The organism is Bradyrhizobium sp. 147, assembly GCF_023073935.1.
Taxonomy (GTDB): Bacteria; Pseudomonadota; Alphaproteobacteria; order Rhizobiales; family Xanthobacteraceae; genus Bradyrhizobium.
Window position 1 is genome coordinate 1 of record NZ_JADPKL010000055.1, and the last position, 20294, is coordinate 20294.

At 61.9% G+C, this 20294-nt stretch carries 25 protein-coding genes and 1 pseudogene; 13 read left to right on the forward strand and 13 right to left on the reverse strand.

What is annotated here, in order from left to right:
* Positions 1-81: 81 nt before the first annotated feature.
* The 3 genes and pseudogenes from IVA87_RS12345 to IVA87_RS12355 form a co-directional block, all read left to right on the forward strand.
* A pseudogene (locus IVA87_RS12345) lies at positions 82-425 on the forward strand (integrase); the annotation flags it as partial.
* 139 nt (positions 426-564) lie between these two features.
* On the forward strand, positions 565-1692 hold the full coding sequence (locus IVA87_RS12350; protein WP_247333690.1) for a beta-propeller fold lactonase family protein: 1128 nt from the start codon (positions 565-567) through the stop codon (positions 1690-1692).
* Between the two features lie 292 nt (positions 1693-1984).
* Positions 1985-2731 carry a C13 family peptidase gene (locus IVA87_RS12355; protein WP_247333691.1) on the forward strand — a complete coding sequence of 249 codons (747 nt, stop codon included), beginning with the start codon at positions 1985-1987 and terminating at the stop codon, positions 2729-2731.
* Positions 2732-3434: 703 nt separating this feature from the next.
* Here the strand turns inward: IVA87_RS12355 and IVA87_RS12360 are convergent.
* The 4 genes from IVA87_RS12360 to IVA87_RS12375 form a co-directional block, all read right to left on the reverse strand.
* The gene (locus IVA87_RS12360) at positions 3435-3659 is read right to left on the reverse strand and encodes a hypothetical protein (RefSeq protein WP_247333692.1); all 225 of its coding nucleotides are present in this window, start codon (positions 3657-3659) and stop codon (positions 3435-3437) included.
* A 1099-nt stretch (positions 3660-4758) separates the two neighbouring features.
* The gene (locus IVA87_RS12365) at positions 4759-5127 is read right to left on the reverse strand and encodes a hypothetical protein (protein WP_247333693.1); all 369 of its coding nucleotides are present in this window, start codon (positions 5125-5127) and stop codon (positions 4759-4761) included.
* A gap of 173 nt (positions 5128-5300) precedes the next feature.
* The gene (locus IVA87_RS12370) at positions 5301-6077 is read right to left on the reverse strand and encodes a helix-turn-helix transcriptional regulator (protein ID WP_247333694.1); all 777 of its coding nucleotides are present in this window, start codon (positions 6075-6077) and stop codon (positions 5301-5303) included.
* Between the two features lie 184 nt (positions 6078-6261).
* Complete coding sequence (locus IVA87_RS12375; protein WP_247333695.1) at positions 6262-6615, reverse strand: DUF2200 domain-containing protein; 354 nt, start codon at positions 6613-6615, stop codon at positions 6262-6264.
* Positions 6616-7002: 387 nt separating this feature from the next.
* Between IVA87_RS12375 and IVA87_RS12380 the strand changes: the two genes are divergently transcribed.
* The 4 genes from IVA87_RS12380 to IVA87_RS12395 all read left to right on the forward strand — a co-directional run bounded on the left by IVA87_RS12380 (position 7003) and on the right by IVA87_RS12395 (position 9659).
* Positions 7003-8274, forward strand: coding sequence for an SDR family oxidoreductase (locus IVA87_RS12380; protein WP_247333696.1), 1272 nt, complete (start codon positions 7003-7005; stop codon positions 8272-8274).
* The gene (locus IVA87_RS12385) at positions 8274-8753 is read left to right on the forward strand and encodes a DUF2269 domain-containing protein (protein WP_247333697.1); all 480 of its coding nucleotides are present in this window, start codon (positions 8274-8276) and stop codon (positions 8751-8753) included. Before IVA87_RS12380 ends, IVA87_RS12385 begins: the two co-directional genes overlap by 1 nt.
* Before the next feature lie 145 nt (positions 8754-8898).
* Positions 8899-9354 carry a YidB family protein gene (locus IVA87_RS12390; protein WP_247333699.1) on the forward strand — a complete coding sequence of 152 codons (456 nt, stop codon included), beginning with the start codon at positions 8899-8901 and terminating at the stop codon, positions 9352-9354.
* A 41-nt stretch (positions 9355-9395) separates the two neighbouring features.
* Positions 9396-9659, forward strand: coding sequence for a GlsB/YeaQ/YmgE family stress response membrane protein (locus IVA87_RS12395; RefSeq protein ID WP_247280118.1), 264 nt, complete (start codon positions 9396-9398; stop codon positions 9657-9659).
* A gap of 115 nt (positions 9660-9774) precedes the next feature.
* Here IVA87_RS12395 and IVA87_RS12400 read toward each other — a convergent pair whose 3' ends face one another.
* The 7 genes from IVA87_RS12400 to IVA87_RS12430 all read right to left on the reverse strand — a co-directional run bounded on the left by IVA87_RS12400 (position 9775) and on the right by IVA87_RS12430 (position 15302).
* On the reverse strand, positions 9775-10509 hold the full coding sequence (locus IVA87_RS12400) for a hypothetical protein (protein WP_247333701.1): 735 nt from the start codon (positions 10507-10509) through the stop codon (positions 9775-9777).
* Positions 10506-10922, reverse strand: coding sequence for a phage holin family protein (locus tag IVA87_RS12405; protein ID WP_247333704.1), 417 nt, complete (start codon positions 10920-10922; stop codon positions 10506-10508). The genes IVA87_RS12400 and IVA87_RS12405 overlap by 4 nt, the downstream gene beginning before the upstream one ends.
* Complete coding sequence (locus tag IVA87_RS12410) at positions 10919-11599, reverse strand: hypothetical protein (RefSeq protein ID WP_247280121.1); 681 nt, start codon at positions 11597-11599, stop codon at positions 10919-10921. Before IVA87_RS12410 ends, IVA87_RS12405 begins: the two co-directional genes overlap by 4 nt.
* Positions 11600-11611: 12 nt before the next feature.
* Positions 11612-12571 carry a DUF3618 domain-containing protein gene (locus tag IVA87_RS12415; protein ID WP_247333707.1) on the reverse strand — a complete coding sequence of 320 codons (960 nt, stop codon included), beginning with the start codon at positions 12569-12571 and terminating at the stop codon, positions 11612-11614.
* Between the two features lie 504 nt (positions 12572-13075).
* The gene (locus IVA87_RS12420; protein WP_247333708.1) at positions 13076-13369 is read right to left on the reverse strand and encodes a hypothetical protein; all 294 of its coding nucleotides are present in this window, start codon (positions 13367-13369) and stop codon (positions 13076-13078) included.
* A 21-nt stretch (positions 13370-13390) separates the two neighbouring features.
* Positions 13391-13885 carry a septal ring lytic transglycosylase RlpA family protein gene (locus IVA87_RS12425; RefSeq protein ID WP_247466076.1) on the reverse strand — a complete coding sequence of 165 codons (495 nt, stop codon included), beginning with the start codon at positions 13883-13885 and terminating at the stop codon, positions 13391-13393.
* 211 nt (positions 13886-14096) lie between these two features.
* On the reverse strand, positions 14097-15302 hold the full coding sequence (locus IVA87_RS12430; protein WP_247280125.1) for an LLM class flavin-dependent oxidoreductase: 1206 nt from the start codon (positions 15300-15302) through the stop codon (positions 14097-14099).
* A 171-nt stretch (positions 15303-15473) separates the two neighbouring features.
* On the opposite strand from IVA87_RS12430, the gene IVA87_RS12435 reads away from it, so the two are divergent.
* From IVA87_RS12435 to IVA87_RS12455, 5 genes are all read left to right on the forward strand, one after another.
* A complete protein-coding gene (locus IVA87_RS12435; protein WP_247333710.1) occupies positions 15474-16589 on the forward strand; it encodes an ATP-dependent RecD-like DNA helicase in 1116 nt (371 codons plus the stop codon).
* A gap of 251 nt (positions 16590-16840) precedes the next feature.
* On the forward strand, positions 16841-17551 hold the full coding sequence (gene msrA, locus IVA87_RS12440; protein WP_247333711.1) for a peptide-methionine (S)-S-oxide reductase MsrA: 711 nt from the start codon (positions 16841-16843) through the stop codon (positions 17549-17551).
* A 30-nt stretch (positions 17552-17581) separates the two neighbouring features.
* The gene (gene msrB / locus IVA87_RS12445; RefSeq protein WP_247298881.1) at positions 17582-18001 is read left to right on the forward strand and encodes a peptide-methionine (R)-S-oxide reductase MsrB; all 420 of its coding nucleotides are present in this window, start codon (positions 17582-17584) and stop codon (positions 17999-18001) included.
* 100 nt (positions 18002-18101) lie between these two features.
* Positions 18102-18266: a DUF3309 family protein gene (locus IVA87_RS12450; RefSeq protein WP_247298884.1), complete on the forward strand. Its 165-nt coding sequence runs from the start codon at positions 18102-18104 to the stop codon at positions 18264-18266.
* 214 nt (positions 18267-18480) lie between these two features.
* Positions 18481-18765, forward strand: a complete 285-nt coding sequence (locus IVA87_RS12455; RefSeq protein WP_247280129.1) for a hypothetical protein — start codon at positions 18481-18483, stop codon at positions 18763-18765.
* A 111-nt stretch (positions 18766-18876) separates the two neighbouring features.
* On the opposite strand, the gene IVA87_RS12460 is transcribed toward IVA87_RS12455, so the two are convergent.
* Both IVA87_RS12460 and IVA87_RS12465 read right to left on the reverse strand, forming a co-directional pair.
* On the reverse strand, positions 18877-19419 hold the full coding sequence (locus tag IVA87_RS12460; protein WP_247333712.1) for a DUF4112 domain-containing protein: 543 nt from the start codon (positions 19417-19419) through the stop codon (positions 18877-18879).
* A gap of 61 nt (positions 19420-19480) precedes the next feature.
* Positions 19481-19906, reverse strand: coding sequence for a DUF5413 family protein (locus tag IVA87_RS12465; protein WP_247333713.1), 426 nt, complete (start codon positions 19904-19906; stop codon positions 19481-19483).
* Positions 19907-20051: 145 nt separating this feature from the next.
* Between IVA87_RS12465 and IVA87_RS12470 the strand changes: the two genes are divergently transcribed.
* Positions 20052-20294 (forward strand): hypothetical protein, encoded by a 243-nt coding sequence (locus IVA87_RS12470; protein WP_247280132.1) that lies wholly within the window; start codon positions 20052-20054, stop codon positions 20292-20294.

Below are 20294 nucleotides of genomic sequence, written 5' to 3' on the forward strand. Positions count from 1 at the left end.
TGCGAATCGGTGCCAGACAAGGAATCACGGTCGATTCCTGCGATGCAATAGTTGGTGCGCTCCCTCAGCCCCCTCGGCTAAATGTGGGTAATTGAAAGCGTCGCCAAGCGGGTACCGTGGAACAAGGGAAAGATCGTTGGCGCGAAGCCGCCACTCCGTCCCAAGCACGTCTGGTCCATTCGAACAAAGCTCCAGGTCGAAGGTCGGATTCGCGATCTGGCGCTGTTCAACGTCGCTATCGATAGCAAACTTCGTGGTTGCGACGTTGTCGCCCCAAAGTCGATGATATCGCACCCAGCGGCTATGCGGCCGATCGAGCCAGTGTCCGCCAGAAGAAGACCGGTCGTCCCGTCAAATTCGAGCTTACCGAGGCGACCCGCCAAGCCCTCGATGACCATCTGAGGGCGACAGGCGAGAAGCCAGGAGATCAGACGAGGCACCACTAGCGAACGAATGCCTCACCTCGTAAACTGCTAAGACCAGCCCTGCAGAGGCGGGCGTCATTTTCGGGAGGATGCCAAGATGTGGCGTAACCGTGCCATAGGATTATCATTTGCGGCCGTCATGCTGCTCAGTACGAGCTTTAACACTGGGCACGCGAAGCCGCTCTTGATCGTCGGCCTCGATGAGAAGCTTCTGTGGGACGAAAGCGGCAAGCCCGTTCTGTCTGCACCTGGTAAGGATCAGGTTCTCATCGTTGATCTCGCCTCTCCTGAAACCCCCAAGATCATCGGTGCCCTGCCGCTGAAGAACTCAGTGGTCGGACCGCCCGTGAACGTTGCGATCGATCCCAGCGGAACCGTGGCGCTGGTCGCCGACTCGGTCGACGTCGTCAAGGAGGGCGACACGCTGAAACAGGTGCTGGACAACAAGATTTACGTCGTCGACCTGCAGGCCAATCCGCCCAAGCTGGCTGCAACGCTCACTGGCGGGAAACAACCTTCCGGGCTCAGCTTCAGTCCAGATGGCAAGATGGCACTGGTCGCCAATCGCGGAGACAATTCGATCAGCGTCCTCTCCGTGAACGGCACTGACGTGAAGATCACGGAAACCGTTGCGATGCCGGACAGTCCGTCGCACGTGACGTTCACCCCTGATGGCAAGCGAGCCCTGGTCGCCCGCTTCCCTGCTCACAAAGTCTCCATGCTGGACATCGCGGGCGATAAGGTGACGTACAACAAGATCGACCTGCCGGCCGGCCAGTGGCCCTACAATGTCGCGGCCGCACCCGGCGGGAAAATCGCCCTGACCTCGGATAACGGCAACGCAGGTGCTTCCGATGGAAGTGTGGATACCACGAGCGTCATCGATTTGGAGGCCGATCCGCCACGCATCATCGATCGGGTGGTGGTGGGCGACGGCCCCGAGGGGCTTGCAATCAGCCCCAAGGGCGACGTCGCGGTTGCGGTCATTCTGCGCGGCTCCAACATGAAGAACGCATACTTCTACGAAAAGAACGGTAGCATCTCGGTTCTCAAGATCGACGGCAAGAAAGTGAGCAAGACCGCAGACATTGAGGTCGGCGGCTTGCCCGAGGCTGCAGTCTTCACGCCCGACGGCAAGTACCTTCTCATCGGCAACTATCTGACGCAGGACTTCTCGATTCTGAAGGTCGATGGCAGTAACATCACGGACACAGGCAAGCGCTTCCAGGTGCCCGGACATCCCGCTTCGGCGAGGATGGGACCGTAAAAGCCTTCGTCCATCCGTCGAGGGCCCGCTCATCGTGGGCCTTCAGGTTTCGTTGGCGATAGTAATTAGCTGTTGAGCTGGGCAGTTTGCGGTCGACCCACGATCCGGCCCTCGGACGCGAACGCCCGGCCTGTCTCTGTGAACGGACTCCTAGCTACACCGCGTCAAAGGATGCAATGGGCCATATCCGGACCCTTGCACGTGCCATTCCGAAGGATGGAAATTCACTGGATTTCCGCTATTTTGTGTTGAGCCGCAGTTCTGTAGCGGCGATCTCGAAACGAGGTTCGCGATGACCTCCAGGTCTTCGATCAGGCAGCTCGGCGCGCCGCTCGTTGCTTTTTTTCTGACCATCTGGCCGTTGGTTCCTCCGGTCCATGCGATTGCGGACGCTGGAAAGGTTGGCGTGGTGTCCTTTGGCCTGTACGGGGATCAAGGCGTGTTTAGATCCGAGGCGACCGGCGCGGCTCAGGTCGTGGCCGGCCGTTTCGAGACGGGACCGATCAACGTGGAGTACAATTCCAAGAAAGGGGGAAATGCAACGATCGAAGCTCTGGCCAAGTCGTTGCAGACGGCAGCCAACCGCTTGGATGCCGAGAAAGATGTTCTCTTTTTGATTCTCACCTCGCATGGCTCTCCTGATGGCCTTGCAATCAAGGCGGGGCGGCTCACACAAACGCTCACACCATCTCATCTCCGCGACATGCTCGCGAAGACAGGTGTGCGACACAAGGTGGTGGTGATCTCGGCTTGTTATTCCGGGGTTTTTATCCCGCGCCTGGCGACTCCCGATGTGCTGGTCATCACCGCGGCCGATGACAAGCATTCGTCGTTCGGCTGCCAGGACAAGGCCAAGTGGACCTATTTTGGCGACGCTTTTTTCAACGTCGCGCTCCGGAAAGCCGTCAGCCTGAAGGATGCGTTTCTCGACGCGCGCTCACTCGTCCGGAAGCGAGAATTGCGGGAACATTTCGAGCCGTCGAATCCGCTCATGGCGGGCGGTGCAGACGTGCTGCCATTGCTTGTCGGACGTCCTTGAACAACCGGCCGCGAGCGCAAAGGCTATTGCTCGCGGGCGCATCGCCGTTTCCGGTCACCCCCGACAAGCAGACTGTTTGGCGCTTGGACTTCGCATTCGGGCCAGTAGGCGACATGGCGCGGGTGGCCTGATATGAACGAGGCCGCCAACTGAGGCGGCCTTCGCGATGACGAGTGCGCGGGGCAGTGCCAAGCGATGCCGGACCACTCCGCCACCCTGAAAATTGGCGAGACCTTTACAGGCGCCCCCGACAAGTCTCGCGGTACCTGCGGCAATTTCCTGCGCCTTGTTCGCCCAGCTCGTTCTTGTAGAGGCAGGCCTGTCTCAATTCGGCGCACACATCCCTGCGTACTGGTCTTTGGCAGGTCTCCCGGTACCTGCGGCAATTTCCTTCGCCCCGTTCCCCTAGCGCGTCCTTGTTTTCGCAGGCAAGCCGCAATTGCTCGCATTGCCCGCCGCCTCGACGGTCGTACCCTCGGACGCCTCCCGGTCCAATCTCAAAGGATTGGGAAAAGGCCGAGATCGGGATTACAAAAAACGCAGTTGCCGCTGCGGCGCTGAATGCATACTTGCGCATTCCTTTCAACATGGCTGATCCTCCAGTTGGTATGTTCCGGTGAATAGAGGGGGGCCACTTCGGCGGCCTCTCTCTTGTCGATGGGAGCGGACGGAGTGGGAGTCATCGCTTCTCGCCACCGCTCCCTTAGTGCGCGCAGACCTTGATGGTCTTCATCCCGGTCTCAGCTTCAGTGCGTGTCTTGAACACCTTGCCGTCGCCAACGATGACGGCGGTTGTGGTGGTCGGCTTCTTGTCCATGATCGTGCATTTCTTCGTGGAGGTGTCTTGCACTACATAAAATTCCGTCTGAGCGTAGGCAGCGCCGGTCATGATTGCAGCGGCAGCAGCCGAAATGAGAAGCTTCTTCATTGTGTCTCCTCCATTGTGAGTATGTCCCTGCGCAAATTATCGAGCGCGTGATTCGGTTCCACGGCTGCAAACTACGGCAGGGGTTCACTACTGTGTGGAGATCCTAAAGGGATGATATGAACGCCGGCCGAACGGGCAGTTCAGAGATCGTTTATCTCGAGTTACCGATCTTCGCCTCCGCAAGCGCACCACTCCCCAGGGGCCGACTTCGGGTTTGGGGTCACATGCTGAAGCGAAGAGACTTCACGGCCCTAATCCGCTCTCCACCTGAAAGCAGACGGTCGTTGGATGGTTGGGCGAGGCAGCTACGGGCCAGAAGCGGACCTCATATGAGTGTCAACCTGATGGCAACCATAGGCAAGAGATACGCGAGTACAAGCAGGTTAACAAGCATAGATTGCCACCCCGTCTCGCGATAAGCCTGCCTCTAGAAAGGGATCTCAATGAGCAGCAGTCGCATCGCTGCGCTACTTTTGATGACAATCGCTTTGCTGGTGGTCGCAATGATGCTCGAGTCCTATTGGGATTGTCGCCTTCAGAAACGGGGATCCATGACAGAATGCATGCCCGGCCGCCCAGGACCGACGGGACTTTATTGACTAGACGGATTAGACCAGCGTGAATGCATTGACGGATGGCACTCTACACAACAGACCTGCACGTCTCAGCCAAAGTCTGATCGTCGCAGATGACCGCCTGCAATGGATGATGACATCGACGATAGTGGATGGCGATTAGCCAGTTCTGGCTTCCTCAGGGAAGAGTGACGCCGCTCGGGCCGGTGCATTTCCGGTTTTCCCTGATGAGCGGACCTTTGAACGTTGCGTCCGGAATTCGCATTCTGGCCAACACCAGATCTCAGCCGATACTTCGTGCGCGCGGCTGTCCAGCGGTCGCGGAATGATCACACCCAAGTGCTTTGGCCGTCTTGAGACTGATAGCGAGAGCGAGTCAGTCCTCTATTCCACAGGTACGTCCGCGCACGTTGGCGTCGCAGGGAGCTTCGCAAACTTGTCAACCATACCGTCGATTGATTCTACCCGGGCCATAGGCAATCAGCGAGCGTTCTCTGCTCCCTGCGGGCCACTCCGACATTGGCTCAGCGCGCCCAATTGCGCTGTGCGGTCCAGTAGCCTGAACAGCGCGCGTTTCCTGAATGGCCGCTCCACGTCCCGCGGCCAACATTGCTCGAGAGTCTACCTGAGCCGGAGGCGAATTTGTCCTGAACTGTCACCGAGGCCCGAACCGCGCCGGAACGCGCCACGTGGCCTCTGAATCTGACTAGATTCGGATGTGTAACTATTCCGTCGGTGATGTTGACGGTGAAATTATAGGTCGGATCGCAAGGTCCTCTTTGCGTCACGAAATTGAGGTCCCAGGATCCGTCGAATGCAGAGCGGGCTTGCGCGACGGAGTGGAAGGCGACCAGGCAGCCCACGGTCGCCACACAGGTGAAAAGCTGCTTCATTGTTTGCTCCAAGCTGTCTCCCACACATGGCGAGCGGAGCTGGCGAGTTCAATGCGGCTCGCCGGGGGCGGAGGAGTGTTGTCGACTGCGGCTCGCGAGGCGACGGTCCCGGAGCCGGGACCGCGTATCCGCTTTACCTCGCAAGCAGATATCGCGGACCCCGAGTCCGCGCCTTAGTTCAGACTGCACGTTAGCAGGCGCAGGACGATCGCAAACAGCTCGCTCTGCGAGGAGATGCCGAGCCGCTCATAGGCACGCTTGCGATAGGTCAGGGTCGAATGCAGGCTGACGCCGAGGTCTTTCGAGATCGCCTCGGAGCTGAAGCCGGCGAGGATGCGCCGGCAGACCTCCTGCTCGCGCGGCGTGAGCGCGGCGAGCGGCGCGCAGCTCGCGAGCAACCCGGCGAGCGTCCGGTCTGGCGTTGCGGTCTGCTGAAAATGGCGGCCAACGCTCGCGGCAATCGCCGGCGCGATCGCCTCAAGGCGCTCTCGCTGCAGGGCGCTGAAGCGACCTTGCGCGGCGATGCGGTAGAAGTTGACGTAGAAGCAGGTGTCGCCAGTCCAGATTGCGGTCGCGCATTTGTCGACGATGCCGGAATCTTGGAAGAAGATTTTCCGGTAGCGCGCGCCATACATGCGCGGCGCGAACGCAGGCAGCATGATCGGCGCGCCGCCCTCGCGCTCGAACAGCGCATCGCGGTTGGGATCGGATTCGTGGAACTGTCCGGCATAGGCCGCGCCGAGATCGCCGCCGATCGGGATGTTGCCGGCATCGAGCAGGCAGCGCGCAGCGCCGGCACGGGTCAGCGCAAACACCATGCAATGGCCGACACCGGCCTGCCGCCGCAGCGTATCGATCAGGACATTTGGGAAATCGGGGCGTCCGATGGCGAGCACCGCCGACGTGGCATCGCCAGCCGCTGGATATGCGGGCACCGGCTGAGACCGCATCGTCTTCCTCCGCAAGCCGTTGTTTTGCGAGAGGATAGCAGGAACGGGATTTCGCTGGAAGTTGGAGAGCGGAACACGGCCGGTATTGCACCAGCAGCTGCTGCCTCATCCTCGCGATCAGATCGAGCGGTGTCGGCCCGCTGGGTCGATGGGTTCGCAAAGAGCTCAATCAGCTGCTCGAGAATCACTCCTTTCGCAAAATCTTGTCCATCGTTTTTCCCCGGGCCAGCTCATCGACCAGCTTATCGAGATACCGGATCTCTCGCATCGTTGGTTCTTTGATATCCTCCACTCGGACGCCGCAAATCACGCCTTTGATCAGTGATCGGGAAGGATTGATCTTGGGGGCCTTTGCAAAGAAGGTCTCGAAGTCCGTCTGTTTTTCCAGTTCAGCTTCCAGCTCCTTCTGACCATAGCCCGTCAGCCAGGAGATGATCTGATCGACCTCGGCTTTGCTGCGTCCTTTCTTCTCTGCTTTCGCAACGTAGAGTGGGTAAACGCTTGCGAAGCTCGTTGTGTAGATACGATGTTTTGCCATGGCCATTCCAGGAGTTCGCTTGTTGCAGGACTGAGACTCGAGACGATCAGGTGCTCGGCGGCGCCCCAGGTCATACGGAGGCTTGGGTCAAGAAACGCAATTCCGGCGATGCACATTTTTATTTCAGCTCGAGAACCGCCACCTTCCCGCTCTCCGTACACGTCCTGCGCCGCCGCCGCGTCCGGTAGTCTAGCGTCGGCGCGGCGACCCTCCCATCAATATCGATGGCGACGCAACATTGCGGCAAGGGGCCGTCGCGACAATTGCCTTCACCAAACTCACCTGTTCCGCCGCGAGGAACCATTACATCGGCCCTGCTTTATTCGTCCGTGTCATCACGTTTGAAGCGGTTTGCGGAGTCTGGGCTGCCAACCGAGGGACCAGTCGATGCGCATCCTGCTCGTTGGGGGGACGGGGCTTATTGGATCGGCAATCCACGCCAGGCTCTCCGCCGACGGGCATGAATGCGTATTGGTGTCGCGTCATCCGGCGGCACCCAATGCGCACCACATCACCCTCGATGTTGCCCGGACCACCGACGCTTCGAAGTGGAAGGGCATTCTTGCGGGCGTCGATGCCGTCATCAATGCGGCGGGTGCCCTGCAGGGGCAGGACATGCAAGGCGTTCATGTCGCCGGCAGCGCGGCGCTTTATACGGCGTGTGAAAGCGCCGGCGTCCGCCGTGTCATCCTGTTCTCGGCGATCGGCAGCAATCGCGATGCCCGGACCGATTTTTCGCGCACCAAACGCGACGGCGAAGCTGCCTTGATGGCGCGGGACCTCGATTGGGTCGTGCTGCGGCCTTCAGTCGTTGTAGGGCGGCCCGCCTATGGTGGCAGCGCATTGTTGCGAGGACTGGCCTCCCTGCCGGTCCTACCGATCATGCCCGATACGGCAGCTATTCAACCTGTGCATCTCGACGACGTCGTCGACACGGTCCTGTTCTTCCTGCAACCCGGCGCGCCTTCTCGTCTCGCACTCGATCTGGCCGGTCCGCAGCGGATGGCCTTCAGCGACGCGGTCGCGCTGTTTCGCTCGTGGCTGCGCTGGAGGCCCGCTTACCGCCTGCACCTGCCTTCCTGGGCGGCTTCGGCAGCTTACCGCGCCGGGGACGTTGCCCAGATGCTGGGCTGGGCAACGCCCGTCAATTCGACGGCGCAGGCCGAGATGCGGCGCGGCGCGACCGGCGATCCCGAGCCCTGGCGTCAGGCCACGGGCATCGTGCCGCGTGACCTTGCAGCCGCGCTCGCAAGCGAGCCCGCCTCGGTGCAGGAGCGTTGGTTTGCGCGGCTGTATGCGCTGAAGCCGCTGATATTCGGCGTTTTCGGTCTGTTCTGGATCGTCACCGGCATCGTCTCCCTGGGACCGGGCTGGGAGATCGGAATGTCGTACGTCCGGGAAGGCGGATTGGGAGAAAGGTTCGCTGCCCTCACCGTCATTGCGGGAGCCCTCGCCGACATCGTCATCGGTCTCGCCATTCTGTGGCGGCCGGCTAACCTTTACGGGCTCCGGGCAGCACTGATCATCTCGCTGACCTATGTCGTGATCGGTACGGCGCTGGTGCCGCGGCTGTGGGCCGATCCGCTCGGACCGATGCTGAAGATCTGGCCGGTGCTGATGCTCAATCTGGTCGCCATGGCGATCCGAGAGGATCGCTGATGCTCTATTTTCTGATCAAGATGGTGCACATCATCGGTGCTGCGGTCCTGCTCGGCACGGGTGCCGGCATCGCTTTCTTCATGCTGGTGGCGCATCTGCGCGGCGACCCGCGCGAGATCGCGGGGGTGGCGCGGACGGTCGTGCTGGCCGATTTCCTGTTCACGGCGAGCGCCGTGATCCTGCAGCCGATCACCGGCACATGGCTCGCTTGGTCGAGCGGGTATTCCCTTCGCGACGGGTGGATTGCGGCGTCCATCGCACTCTATGTGGTGACCGGCGCTTTCTGGCTGCCGGTGGTGTGGATGCAGATGCGAATGCGCGATCTCGCCGTGCGTGCGGTCGAGACCGACGCCAAGCTGCCTGCAGAGTATGACCGTCTCTTCCGGTGGTGGTTCGCCTTTGGATTTCCGGCGTTCGCAGCCGTGCTGGCTATCTTTTGGCTGATGATCGCCCGCCCGGCTATTCCATATTGGGATTGAACTGACGCGGCGCCCGCTCGTTGGCCGCTCATCACGCCCGCTTCTGTTTCGCCTGCACCGGCTCCGGCGAGCTGCGAATGCACGCCTAGGAACAGAACCGGACTGGCCGAGTTCGAGCTGTCTAACCTTGTCACGGAGTTACAAGATGAGCCGCGGAATGCCGTCCATGACCGCACTGCTCGGACTGCTAGCCATCGCCGGGTATCAGAACCGCGACAAGCTGGCGGAGTTGCTCAGAGGACCGGGATCTGGCTCGCTTGAGCCCGCCAACACCCGCCAGCCGCTGGGCGGCCTGCTCGGCAATCTCACAGGCATGCTGAGCGGGGCGGGTGTCGGAGGATTACTGCAGGGAGGAATTGGCGAGCTGCTGGAGAAATTCGACCAAAGCGGCCACGGGGACGCGGCTCGGTCTTGGGTCAGTTCAGGGCCCAACAAGGACATCTCGCCCTCGCAATTGCGGGAAGCGATCGGCCCCGACGTGCTGGACAAACTGGAGCGGGAAACCGGGCTGTCTCACGAGGAGATCCTCGCAAGGTTATCGCGCGAGCTTCCCCAGGCAATCGACAAGTACACGCCTGAGGGGCGTTTACCCACCTCATAGCCTTCGCACTGCCGTCGTCGTTTATTCAGGAGGAGTGGAGAATGAGCATTATTTGGACCATCATTATCGGCTTTATCGCGGGGGTGATCGCAAAGTTCATCATGCCAGGTGACAACGAACCCTCCGGGTTCATCCTTACGACCATCCTCGGGATCGTTGGCGCCTTCGTGGCCACCTACCTCGGCCAAGCCCTTGGCTGGTACCGTCCTGGAGAGGGTGCCGGACTCATCGGCGCCGTGGTCGGCGCCATCATCGTGCTCTTTGTGTATGGCCTCATCGCCGGACGACAACGGCGCACGATTTGAAGAACAGAAGGCCGGGCTTTTCTCGCAGCGACCTGCGTGCGAAGCATCCTGCCTGATCAAGCTCGAGCAAAGGGCGCGCGCCGTTGACGGCCAGCGCGCCCCCTTTCTGGTCTCATCAAAGAGACTTCACCTCGGCACGGGCAGCTGCCGCAGCGTCCGTGCCGGCCTGCTTAACTCGGTCCACAACTTCGGCGCTGGTGTCGCTGATTTCTGCGACAACCGTGTCCGAGGCTTCACGCACGGCCTGCGAGACCGCACCGGCGCGCCGGTTCAGGTCGGCCTTCACATCGTCGCTGACGTCGCCGATATACTTGTTCTCGATCTCGGAGGCGCGAAACGCGCCTGCAACCGCCGCACCGATCGCGATGCCCACGAGCCCAAGCACGAGCGGCTGCCGTTCGAGCATATTGGCGAGTGATGACTTCGCGTTGTTTATGGCCTCCCTGTCCGGAAACGCATTGCCGAGCCTGCTGAATTTCTCCTGCGCGAAGGCAACGCCCTCGTCGAAACGATCTCGGACGTTGTCGGCCGCTCCCGAGACCGCATCGGAAGCGGCAGCGGTCGCGCCTCCCAAGGTTTCTCCGACGCCCGTCGACCGATCGTTGTCCATTTCAGGTGCGGTTGGGGGAGCCTCGGTCTGCTTGATCGCGGATGCCGCCGACCTGAGACCACTCGTCCCAAGGTCGACGACCGGCGCGACGGCATCCGCAGCCGAACGCGCCGCAGTCTTAAGCTGCCGGTCGCCGGCCAACAGCCAGAGGGCTCCACCTCCGATCAGCGCGGCGGCAAGCGGGTTTTCCCGGGCAGCGGCCACCAAATTGTCCATAAAGCTGGTTTTTGTGCTGCTCATCGCACCATTCCCTTGACAGTGTCCTTATCCTTTTCGAGCTGGCCGATCGTTTCCCTGGGGGCCAGATGACGCGCATCAAGCCGGTTGATGCCAACGGCGACCAGCACGGCGGCGATGGCCGCCGCGATAATTGCCGACGTCAGATAAGAGACCGGCTGCGACCATCCCGCGGAGATCAATGCGGCGGACAGGGCGAACAGTGCCATGACGATCGCCGGGATCACCAGAACGGCGCCGCCTACGATCAAGCCTAGCGCGCTGCCGATCTTCTGAAGCTTTTCGCCAACCTCCGCCTTTGCCAGCTCTATCTCGTTCTGGAAGAGCTTGGCGAACTGCGACATGGCATCGCCGAGCAGGGTCGAGATCGCCCTGAACTCGCTTTGACTGGTTTTGATATCGCGCTCGATGCTCATGGTACTGTGTTGCCCTGCGTGGATGAGGTTTGTTGGGGATTAGGGCCACGCCGCACGGACCCCTGAGACCAGGTCTGTTCTCCCGCCGAAAACGAGGTCCCGCCCGGCTTCTGACCGCTTCCCGGCGACGATCTGTTCGTCGTGTCGCGCTGCCCTGGGGATGACGAGTGTCCGCCCGATGCCTTCAGGAAGCGGACGGCCGCAAAGCCTGCCAGCACCGATATTCCGAGGAAGGCCGCAGGCTGACGTTTGGCGAAGTCGGTTGCGCCTTCGACGAGATCCCGGAAGCTCCCTTCCCGGATCTTCTGGGCGGCGTCCTCGACATAGTCGGCAGCGGAATCGATGCCACGTGCCGCGAACGGTACGTCGGTCTCGAAAGCTCGGCCGGCTTCGCGGATATTGCCCGCCAGGCGCTCGATGAAATCGGCGCCGGACCGCTGCTGCTCACGGGCCTGGCTCTGGATCTGGTCCACGGTTCCCTCCGCGACCCCCTTTGCTGCATCCGCGGCCTCACTGAATTTGTCACGCGCAAGATCAGCCGATGCCTGGAGAGCATCACCGGCGCGCTGCTTCATCTCCGCTCCGGCATCGCCGATCTGTCCTTTCAGATCCTTCGCGGTGCCTTTGTCCTGGTCCTTTGCGAACTGCGTTACGTTGTGCGGGTCCAAATCGCTCATGATGGTTTTCCTTCAAGTGTTGGTTTGAGAGGGACTAAAGGCAGCTTTGACCACGTCGCCGGCAGCCTCTTTCAATGTGTCCGCCATGTTCTGCGTCATACGGCTGGCGTGGGCGCCGAGATCAGCCTCGCCGACCTTTTGCGCCGCAACATCGGCTGCCGATGTGGTCGCGTCTTTCGCTGCCTCGAATCCGGATTGCGCCGCAGCCGCCGCGGCCTGCTTCACTCCGTCGCTTGCTCTCCCCATGACCTTGGCTTCAGCCCTGGTCTCGGGAAGAGCCGCAGCAATGATGGCGCCGATCGCGATCCCCAAGCCTCCGATGAGGGCGGCATTGTCGCCAATGGTCTGACGGGCCTGGTCAGGCGCGCTGGCAGCGGCATCCTTGGTTGCATCCATGCCGCTCTTGAGCTTTTCACCCGCGAAACTGGCGGCCCGAGCCGCGCCCGCCCGCAGATCAGCGGCAATTCCAGCGGCCTTGTCCTGCGCGTCACCAGCCATCTCGGCGGCTCGGCTTTGAGCGGAGGATAGCGTCTCCTTGGCATCGCCCTGCATGGCCCGGGCGCCCTCCGTCACCTCCTCTAGCATTCGCCCCGCATTATCCATGACCGGACCGGCGGCGTCTGCAGCGCGATCCCGCACTGTCTTCGAAGTCAGGGCAAGCCCGGCGCCGATCATCAGAAGTGGCAACGGCACACCTCGCGCCAACCGCAGCAACGGAACTCCCACTGCGGCGCCCGCGGCCACTGCGCGCATCGGATTGTCCATAATCTGTTGCTTGAGCCCTTCGACCCAACTCTGGGTCTTGTGGCTGACGTATTCGGTGACTTCGGATTTGATGTGCTGCGGCGAGACCTTGTGGCGAATGTCGTCGGCGGTGTCCGATATCTGCTCCTTTAGTCGCCCTACCGTAGCCGCCAGTTCTGCACGGTTGCGCTCGGACTCGCGTCTCAACTCCTCCACAGATCGTGTCATCGCCTTTACCCTCTTGCTTTATTTCTTGGATTTAGGGTCGAACTCACGCTTTGTTGAATCGTTCCTCGCGCTGCCTGGCGCTTGCTGGTCACGACGAGAGCGGGGAGACCAGCGCGATAAGGAGCGACGTTGACCGTCGGAGACGCGCATTGCGTTAGGGCTAGGCGCTCGTGCGTGCCGCTTTGCTCTCGATCGACAGCACGCGCCACGCGCGCCGATATCGGCCGACGCTCGAATTGCTAAACAAGGATGACGTGCGCCAACCGAGCTCGCCGCTAGAGGCAGCGCGTTGGCTCGCGAAGCTGATCGCGGCCGTCTGACGGGCCGATTGCGTCAGGCGCCGCAGTGGGCATCGCCATTTCCGCAACAACCCAAAGGGGACAAAGTTGCAATGATCGCCATCTAGCCATGATTGGATACGAAACGGGCTGCGAGGTCTGCTCCGGGTCAAAACGCCGCGCTTGTGCACTGATCACCGCATACCGGTTCAGCTGCACAGGCCCGCTAACCCGCCGCCGCCTTCCCCGCCGCGACGTTGATCGCGAGCTTGCCGCAGCGGCCGGTGAAGGACCTGCGTATCGACTTCCTCCAGCTTGATCTCGCCGTTCCTTGCGGCCTGTTTCCACGCCGCCTGCGCCGGACGTTCTGGAGCTCCGGCATCACCTCGCGGCCGAACAGCTCGAGCGATTGGCAGATGTGCTCGTGGCTCATCTTGCCGGCCTGCTTGAGCAGGGTGATCTGGTCGATATGCGTAGACTTTAGACCGTCAAGGCGGCCCCGCCATCCCGGGACGTGCACTGCCTCTTCCAACTTGGATTCTCAGCCCACCGGTCCCAGTGTCCAATTGTCCCCTGAAAGCGGACTAACTTTTACGTCCTTAATGACTCCGAGCTCCAGGCTTGGATCGAAATGGCGCATCGTCCGCTCGTTGAAGTCAATGATGCGGCCGGGCCTGAGTGGTCCGACGTCATTTATCTTGACGATGACCTTCTTGCCGACGGCCTCGACGAGGGCAAACTTTGGCCTCACGCCAAATGGGACCCCGCCAAATCTCCGACGCAAACTCGTCTTGATGGCAGCCGTCCAGGCAGAGGGATCATAACGCTCGCCGGAGGCTGTGCGCGGACCGCCCTCCTCCTTGCCGGGCTTAAAGGGATTGTACATGGAGGCAGCGCCGACGAGCGCATTCTCGGAGCTAGCATCGACGACGGTGCTTGAGTGAACTCCCCGCGTTTCACCACGAGCAACGGTAACAGAAACGGCAAGCGCAACCAGGGCGCCGCAAAGTGCGGCGCTCGAGCGGAACAGCATCATAACTCCTATGATTTTTTCGATCGCCGGTTCCCGGCACCGCAAACAGAGCAAGCGAACGCGGAAGCGTTCATGAAGCTTGCGCCGATGTTTTGCGGATTCGTGCCAAACCCTTGGCTATGGAACCGTCGTGGGGAACCAGAGCGGTTCCCACGCAGTGTTTTAGGTTGTCGCCGACTAAGACAGAGATTGCGTCAGCAGCATGACTTACAGCCTAGCCCGCCGCGGCCCTCACCGGGGCGACGTTGATCGCGAGCTTGCCGTAGCGGTCGGTGAAGGCCTGCGTGTCGATTTCCTCCAGCTTGATCTCGCCGCTCATGACGCCCTGCTTCCAGGCCGCCTGCGCCGGATCGTTCTGGAACTCCGGCATCACCTCGCGGCCGAACAGCTCGAGCGATTCGCAGATGTGCTCGTGGCTGTTCTTGCCGGCCTGATTGAGCAGGATGACCTGATCGATATGCGAAGACTGGAATCGCTTCAGCTTCCTGCGGATGGTCTCGGGCGAGCCGATCAGGCCGCCGCGCAACGCCGCCTCCTGGGCTTGCGGATTGTCGCGCTTCCACTTGTTGTACTCGTCCCACATGTTGACCGTGCCGGGCGCGGGCCGCTGGCGGTTCTGCGCGGCGCCGTAGAAGCGCAGCGCGAACTGGAAGAAGGTGGCGCCGTCGGCGCGGGCACGCGCCTCCTCGTCGGTCTTGGCGCACATGAAGAACGAGACCAGCGCCATGTTCGGGTTGATCTCGTAATCGGCAAGCTTGGTGAGCCGCTTAGTCATCGCATTGTAGTAGGCGTGCACCCAGGCGTGGGCGGCATCGGCGCTGACGAACTGAAAGCCGAGCGCGCCGAAGCCGTGGCGGCCGGCGCGCTCGATGGTCGGCAGTTGCGAGCATGCCATCCACAGCGGCGGATGCGGCTTCTGCACCGGCTTCGGGACGACGTTGCGCAAGGGGATGTCGAAGTACTTGCCGTGATGCTCGCTGCCGCCGTCTTTGAACATCGGGAAGATCGCGGCCACGGCCTCGTCGAACACCTCCTTCTTGCTTTCCATGTCGCGCCCGAACGGCTCGAGCTCGGTGATCGACGCGCTCTCGCCCATGCCGAATTCGCAGCGGCCGTTGCTGAGCAGGTCGAGCACCGCGACGCGCTCGGCGACGCGTGCCGGGTGGTTGGTGGTGAGCTGAAGGATGCCATGGCCGAGCCTGATCTTCTGCGTGCGTTGGCTTGCAGCGGCCAGGAAGGATTCCGGCGAGGGCGAGTGCGAATATTCCTCGAGGAAGTGATGCTCGACCACCCAGGCATGGTCGTAGCCGAGCCTGTCGGCGAGCTCCATCTGCGAGAGCGCGTTCTGGTAGAGCCTGAGCTCGTCACCGGCCACCCAGGGCCGCGGCAATTGCAGCTCGTAGAAGATGCCGAACTTCATGGCGTCGCTCTCCCACATTGTTCTTGTTGGCCTCATCTTAGTGCGTGAGGCAACGCTGTCTACGGAGCAGCAATTCCGCCGTGCGGGAGAATGACTTGATTGCAGCGAACGAACGGTTAGTTTGCCAGTGGCGACTCATTTAAGTGTGGCGCCCGTTCTTCCTGGAAAGCCATGCCGACATTCACCCCGCATCAAGACGCCGCGCTCAAGGCCGTTGGCGATTGGCTGAAAGCAAAACCCGGCCGCGGCGGCACGCCGCCGGTGTTCCGCCTGTTCGGCTTTGCCGGCACCGGCAAGACCACGCTGGCGCGGCACATCGCCGAGGGCGTCGACGGTGAGGTGAAGTTTGCCGCTTTCACCGGCAAGGCGGCGCTGGTGATGCGCAACAAGGGTTGCGACGATGCCTCCACCATTCACTCCCTGATCTATCGCGCCCGCGAATCCGGCGAGGAGCAGCCGAGCTTCGAGCTGTGGGACGACGCGCCGGCCTCAAAAGCCAAGCTGATCGTGATCGACGAATGCTCGATGGTCGACGCCGAATTGGGGCGGGACCTGATCTCGTTCGATTGCCCGCTGCTGGTGCTGGGCGATCCCGCGCAGCTTCCTCCGATCCAGGGCGGCGGCTTCTTCACCAATTCGGAGCCCGACGCGATGCTGACCGAGGTACATCGCCAGGCCCAGGACGATCCGATCGTGCGGATGTCGATGGATGTGCGCGAAGGCCGCGAGCTCGACATCGGCCGTTACGGCGAGAGCGAGGTGGTGTCGCGCAAGGAGCTCGATCCCGACCGGGTCATGGGCGCCGACCAGGTGCTGGTCGGCCGCAACAACACCCGACGCGCCTACAACATGCGGGTGCGCCAGCGCCAGAACATCGAGGACGCCTTTCCGGTCGCCGGCGACAAGCTGGTGTGCCTGCGCAACAACCGCAAGAAGGGCCTGTTCAACGGCGGCCTGTGGCGCGTGAAGTCGCGCAACACCTCGCGCTCGAAATCGCGCATTCTCAGCATGCGGCTGTCGCCGGACGAGGATTTCGGCCACAAGGTGACGAAGGTCTCGGTGCGCGCCGACTGCTTCGAGGGCGGCGTCGAGCAGATCGCCTGGGAGCAGCGCAAGCCCTATGACGAGTTCGACTACGGCTACGTGCTCACGGTGCACAAGTCGCAAGGCTCGCAATGGGACGACGTCGTGCTGTTCGACGAGAGCTTTGCGTTCCAGGACTCCAGGTCACGTTGGCTATATACCGGGATCACGCGCGCGGCGAAGCGGCTCTCTATTGTGGTTTAAGGTTCGGGGCCGAAGAGTCGTGACACTGGCCATTCCGAGGCGATGCACAGCTCGAACTATGGTGCGCACTTGCGCTCCTGAGTATCTCGACCCACCGCCGGAATGACGAGTTGCTCACTTCACGGACTCGTGTCCGGCATTAAGTAATAATGGCCCGGCCGGCCCGTATCTCAGGTAACGAACTGCCGCCAAGCGGGCTGTTCGCCTGACGCCGATCGCCCTACACTAACGCCTTCGAACGAGGATGCGCCATGAGCCGAATTCCTTTCCGTGCCCTGTCCCTGTTTGCCGCGACCGCCGCATTGGCGTTTTCGTTCACCGCGCCATCGATGGCCGCGGAGGATGCGGTCGTGATCCCCGCGCCCGCCATGGATGCAGCGCCCGCGAGCGAAATCCAGACCGCCGTCGTCGCCGGCGGCTGCTTCTGGGGCGTTCAGGGCGTCTTCCAGCACACCGCTGGCGTCGTCAACGCCGTCTCCGGCTATGCCGGCGGCACCAAGGCGACTGCCGACTACCAGACCGTCTCGAGTGGCCGCACCGGTCACGCCGAGTCCGTCGAGATCAAGTACGACCCGAAGAAGATTACGTACGGAAAGATTCTCCAGATCTACTTCTCGGTGGTGCACGATCCGACCCAGCTCAACCGGCAGGGCCCTGACGTGGGCCCGCAATACCGCTCGGCGATCTTCACCACCTCCGACGAGCAGAAGAAGGTGGCCGAGGCCTATATCGCCCAGCTCAACGCGGCCCGGGTCTTCAACAAGCCGATCGTGACCAAGGTCGGCGCGCTGGAGGCGTTCTATCCGGCGGAGGCCTATCACCAGGACTATCTGACGCTGCACCCGAACCAGCCTTACATCGCCTATAACGACATCCCCAAGGTCGAGAACCTGAAAAAACTGTTCGCGGATAATTACATTGAAAAGCCGACGCTGGTGAATGCCGGCAAGGCCACCAACTGATCACGACATGACGAGAGAAACGGGAGACCCATGCCCGATCCCAGGACGAAAACAACGGACGACAAGCTCATCAAGAGCGAAGAGCAGTGGCGGCGCGAGCTGACGCCGATGCAGTACGCGGTGCTGCGCGAGAAGGCGACCGAGCGTCCCTTCTCCGGCGAATATGAGCACGACGAGCGCGCCGGCACCTATGTCTGCGCCGGCTGCGGCAACGTGCTGTTCTCCTCCGATGCCAAGTTCGATTCCGGCTGCGGCTGGCCGAGCTTCACCCAGCCCGCCGTCGAGAGCCATATCGACGAGGAGCGCGACACCAGCCACGGCATGATCCGCACCGAGGTGCTGTGCGCCAAGTGCAGCGGCCATCTCGGCCATGTCTTCCCCGACGGCCCTGGGCCGACCGGCCTGCGTTACTGCATCAACTCCGCCGCGCTGAAGCTCGAGCCGAAATAAACTTGGCCGCCGGGTTCCGTCCCGGAACCCGGCGGCGAAGTGTGCTTTTTTTTTCCTGGCGGTGCGGCCATGGCATTTGGCGCCCGCCAGGGAGAATGCCATGTCACTCGGGACCATCCTGATCATCCTGGTGATCATCTACCTGCTGGGCGGGCTGTCCGGCCGGATCGGCGGTTATGGCTATGGCCTCGGCCATTCCGGCATGGGGATCGGCGGCGTCGTGCTCGTGGTGCTGGTCGTGCTGATGCTTCTTGGCAAACTGTAAATCATGCAACGTTTTGAAATTGCACGGTTTATCGCTCGCGCGGGGCTGCCATGCGCGGATTCATCATCTCGCATCGCGGGGGTCGCATTTTTGTCAAATCGGCCTATATTAGTGGACGAAAATGCCATGTGCGGCGGGCCCGCTCGATTGCGGCCTCTGCCCTCCCCAACCCCACGCGCTTAAAGCCCCAGAGAAGATCACGAGGTCTTTGACCATGCGTCCACTGCGTCCGTTCAACTTCAACACCTCCGCCGAACTCTTCCCCGCCGCGATCCGCAAGAAGAAGCGGGCGGGCTTCACCTATCGCCGGTTCGGCACCGCGGCCGAAGCCGTGCAGTTCGCGATGGAGCAGTTGCCGACGGATTCACTGAACGGCGCCTATCTCCAGGTCGAAGAAGCGCGCTTCGACCAGAACGGCATCCGCTCGCTCTATGAGAGCGAGGCGTTCCCGTTGCCTCGCCGCCGCAAGCCGGCTGAGACCGACGCAGACGCAGCGTAAGCTTTCGCAAAGCCCTGTGATGTGCGCTGAAAGCGCGATGGCCGAAGGGCCGTCGCGCTTTTTGCGTTTCTCCCCGCGCTTTCGGGGATCGGCGAAGAATGCGCGCGACGCTTAAATCCGCGGCTGCTTCTCCAGCCAGCGGCGGAGCAGGCGCACGTTGCGCATGTTGGCGCGGAACATGACGTCGAAGGCGTCGCCCGCGAACGGGACCAGGCCGACCACGCCGTCAACCGCGACATTGCCGAGCATGCGCGCCGTGATGTACCAGGGCGCGCCCAACGCCCTCGCCTCACGCACCAGCCACAACGAGATCGCGGTGGTGATGATGTCGCCGACGACCGGGATCAGCCCGATCAGCCCGTCGATGCCGTAGCGGATATTGGTGCCGGGCAGGATGAAGGCAACGTCGAGCAGCTTTGCGATCACCTCGAGCCGCGCGATCCGCTGCTCGCGCGTCAGATTGCCGAACGGATTGCCTTGCCCGAATTCGAAGCGAAACTCGCGGAATCCCTGCTCCAGCGTCTCAGGGCGGATCTCGTGACCCTCCTGGTCGATGATCGGCCCGGCCGCTTCCTTACCCGCAAAGGGCGCATGCGAGCCGCTTCCCGAACGGGATCGGCGCGGAGCAAGGATGTCGTCGTCGGACATGGACATGGCTTCCAATGAACGCGCCGCGGCGACGGAGGTTGCTGGGCCGCGCCCGAAGGTCGCGCACTCAGGTCGGTGCGGTCATTGCCTGCGGCTCCTCGACATATCTATGCACGAGCCAGGATGAAATCACTGCCGGCACGAACCCGACGAGGCCGTACAGGATGAACTGCACCGCGCCCGAATCCGGCCCGCGCGAGCTGTAGGTCATCGAGGCCAGCACGAAGGCGAACAGGCCGACCAGCAGCATCCGCAGGACCGGGCCGATCCGTCTGATGTGGATCAGGATGTCGTCGACCGCGCCGATCATCAGCGAGGGCAGGAAGCCGAACAGATAGCTGTATTGCAGGGTCTTGAAGAACACTGCGAATAGCTTGCCGACCTCGCTGAGGCTGGTCTGGGTCCAATAGCCGGACTGATAGGTCGTCGTCAGCAGCAGCAGGAACCCGCCGACAAACGGACCGACCAGCGCAAACACCAGATAGCGTTTCATCGAGCACCCTCTTAACTTCGACAGCCTTATAGCAGCGCGGCGGGAACCTTGAATAGCGGGGCGCAGGCCCCGCCTGAAGGGAACAAGTGGCAAAGCGACGAGTTCATGCAGGACCTGAATTTGTCCCTGTCAGATTGGAGCCCCGATGCCCCGTAGACTTGTTCTGGCGACATTCGCGCTGGCAGCCCTGACCGGTCTGTCGAATGCACCTGCTCTCGCCCAAGGCCACATGGGCACGCCGCAGGAGCAGAAGGCCTGCTCGCGGGATGCATCGCGCCTGTGCCGCAAGGACCTCGGCAATGACGGTGCGGTTCAGAGTTGCCTGCAAGCCAACCGAGCCAAGCTGTCGAAGTCTTGTAGCAAGGTGTTTCAGAGTCACGGGATGTGA

Excerpts from the sequence above, each read along its gene's own strand:
- IVA87_RS12400 (WP_247333701.1), bottom strand. The coding sequence starts at position 10,509 with ATGAGCAGCACAAAAACCAGCTTTATGGACAATTTGGTGGCCGCTGCC.
- IVA87_RS12425 (WP_247466076.1), bottom strand. The coding sequence starts at position 13,885 with ATGATGCTGTTCCGCTCGAGCGCCGCACTTTGCGGCGCCCTGGTTGCG.
- IVA87_RS12380 (WP_247333696.1), top strand. The coding sequence starts at position 7,003 with ATGCGCATCCTGCTCGTTGGGGGGACGGGGCTTATTGGATCGGCAATC.
- IVA87_RS12410 (WP_247280121.1), bottom strand. The coding sequence starts at position 11,599 with ATGAGCGATTTGGACCCGCACAACGTAACGCAGTTCGCAAAGGACCAG.
- IVA87_RS12365 (WP_247333693.1), bottom strand. The coding sequence starts at position 5,127 with ATGAAGCAGCTTTTCACCTGTGTGGCGACCGTGGGCTGCCTGGTCGCC.
- IVA87_RS12460 (WP_247333712.1), bottom strand. The coding sequence starts at position 19,419 with ATGTCCATGTCCGACGACGACATCCTTGCTCCGCGCCGATCCCGTTCG.
- IVA87_RS12355 (WP_247333691.1), top strand. The coding sequence starts at position 1,985 with ATGACCTCCAGGTCTTCGATCAGGCAGCTCGGCGCGCCGCTCGTTGCT.
- IVA87_RS12430 (WP_247280125.1), bottom strand. The coding sequence starts at position 15,302 with ATGAAGTTCGGCATCTTCTACGAGCTGCAATTGCCGCGGCCCTGGGTG.
- IVA87_RS12350 (WP_247333690.1), top strand. The coding sequence starts at position 565 with ATGCTGCTCAGTACGAGCTTTAACACTGGGCACGCGAAGCCGCTCTTG.
- IVA87_RS12390 (WP_247333699.1), top strand. The coding sequence starts at position 8,899 with ATGAGCCGCGGAATGCCGTCCATGACCGCACTGCTCGGACTGCTAGCC.
- msrB (WP_247298881.1), top strand. The coding sequence starts at position 17,582 with ATGCCCGATCCCAGGACGAAAACAACGGACGACAAGCTCATCAAGAGC.
- IVA87_RS12395 (WP_247280118.1), top strand. The coding sequence starts at position 9,396 with ATGAGCATTATTTGGACCATCATTATCGGCTTTATCGCGGGGGTGATC.
- IVA87_RS12375 (WP_247333695.1), bottom strand. The coding sequence starts at position 6,615 with ATGGCAAAACATCGTATCTACACAACGAGCTTCGCAAGCGTTTACCCA.
- IVA87_RS12360 (WP_247333692.1), bottom strand. The coding sequence starts at position 3,659 with ATGAAGAAGCTTCTCATTTCGGCTGCTGCCGCTGCAATCATGACCGGC.
- IVA87_RS12415 (WP_247333707.1), bottom strand. The coding sequence starts at position 12,571 with ATGACACGATCTGTGGAGGAGTTGAGACGCGAGTCCGAGCGCAACCGT.
- msrA (WP_247333711.1), top strand. The coding sequence starts at position 16,841 with ATGAGCCGAATTCCTTTCCGTGCCCTGTCCCTGTTTGCCGCGACCGCC.
- IVA87_RS12470 (WP_247280132.1), top strand. The coding sequence starts at position 20,052 with ATGCCCCGTAGACTTGTTCTGGCGACATTCGCGCTGGCAGCCCTGACC.
- IVA87_RS12455 (WP_247280129.1), top strand. The coding sequence starts at position 18,481 with ATGCGTCCACTGCGTCCGTTCAACTTCAACACCTCCGCCGAACTCTTC.
- IVA87_RS12465 (WP_247333713.1), bottom strand. The coding sequence starts at position 19,906 with ATGAAACGCTATCTGGTGTTTGCGCTGGTCGGTCCGTTTGTCGGCGGG.
- IVA87_RS12435 (WP_247333710.1), top strand. The coding sequence starts at position 15,474 with ATGCCGACATTCACCCCGCATCAAGACGCCGCGCTCAAGGCCGTTGGC.
- IVA87_RS12405 (WP_247333704.1), bottom strand. The coding sequence starts at position 10,922 with ATGAGCATCGAGCGCGATATCAAAACCAGTCAAAGCGAGTTCAGGGCG.
- IVA87_RS12385 (WP_247333697.1), top strand. The coding sequence starts at position 8,274 with ATGCTCTATTTTCTGATCAAGATGGTGCACATCATCGGTGCTGCGGTC.
- IVA87_RS12370 (WP_247333694.1), bottom strand. The coding sequence starts at position 6,077 with ATGCGGTCTCAGCCGGTGCCCGCATATCCAGCGGCTGGCGATGCCACG.
- IVA87_RS12450 (WP_247298884.1), top strand. The coding sequence starts at position 18,102 with ATGTCACTCGGGACCATCCTGATCATCCTGGTGATCATCTACCTGCTG.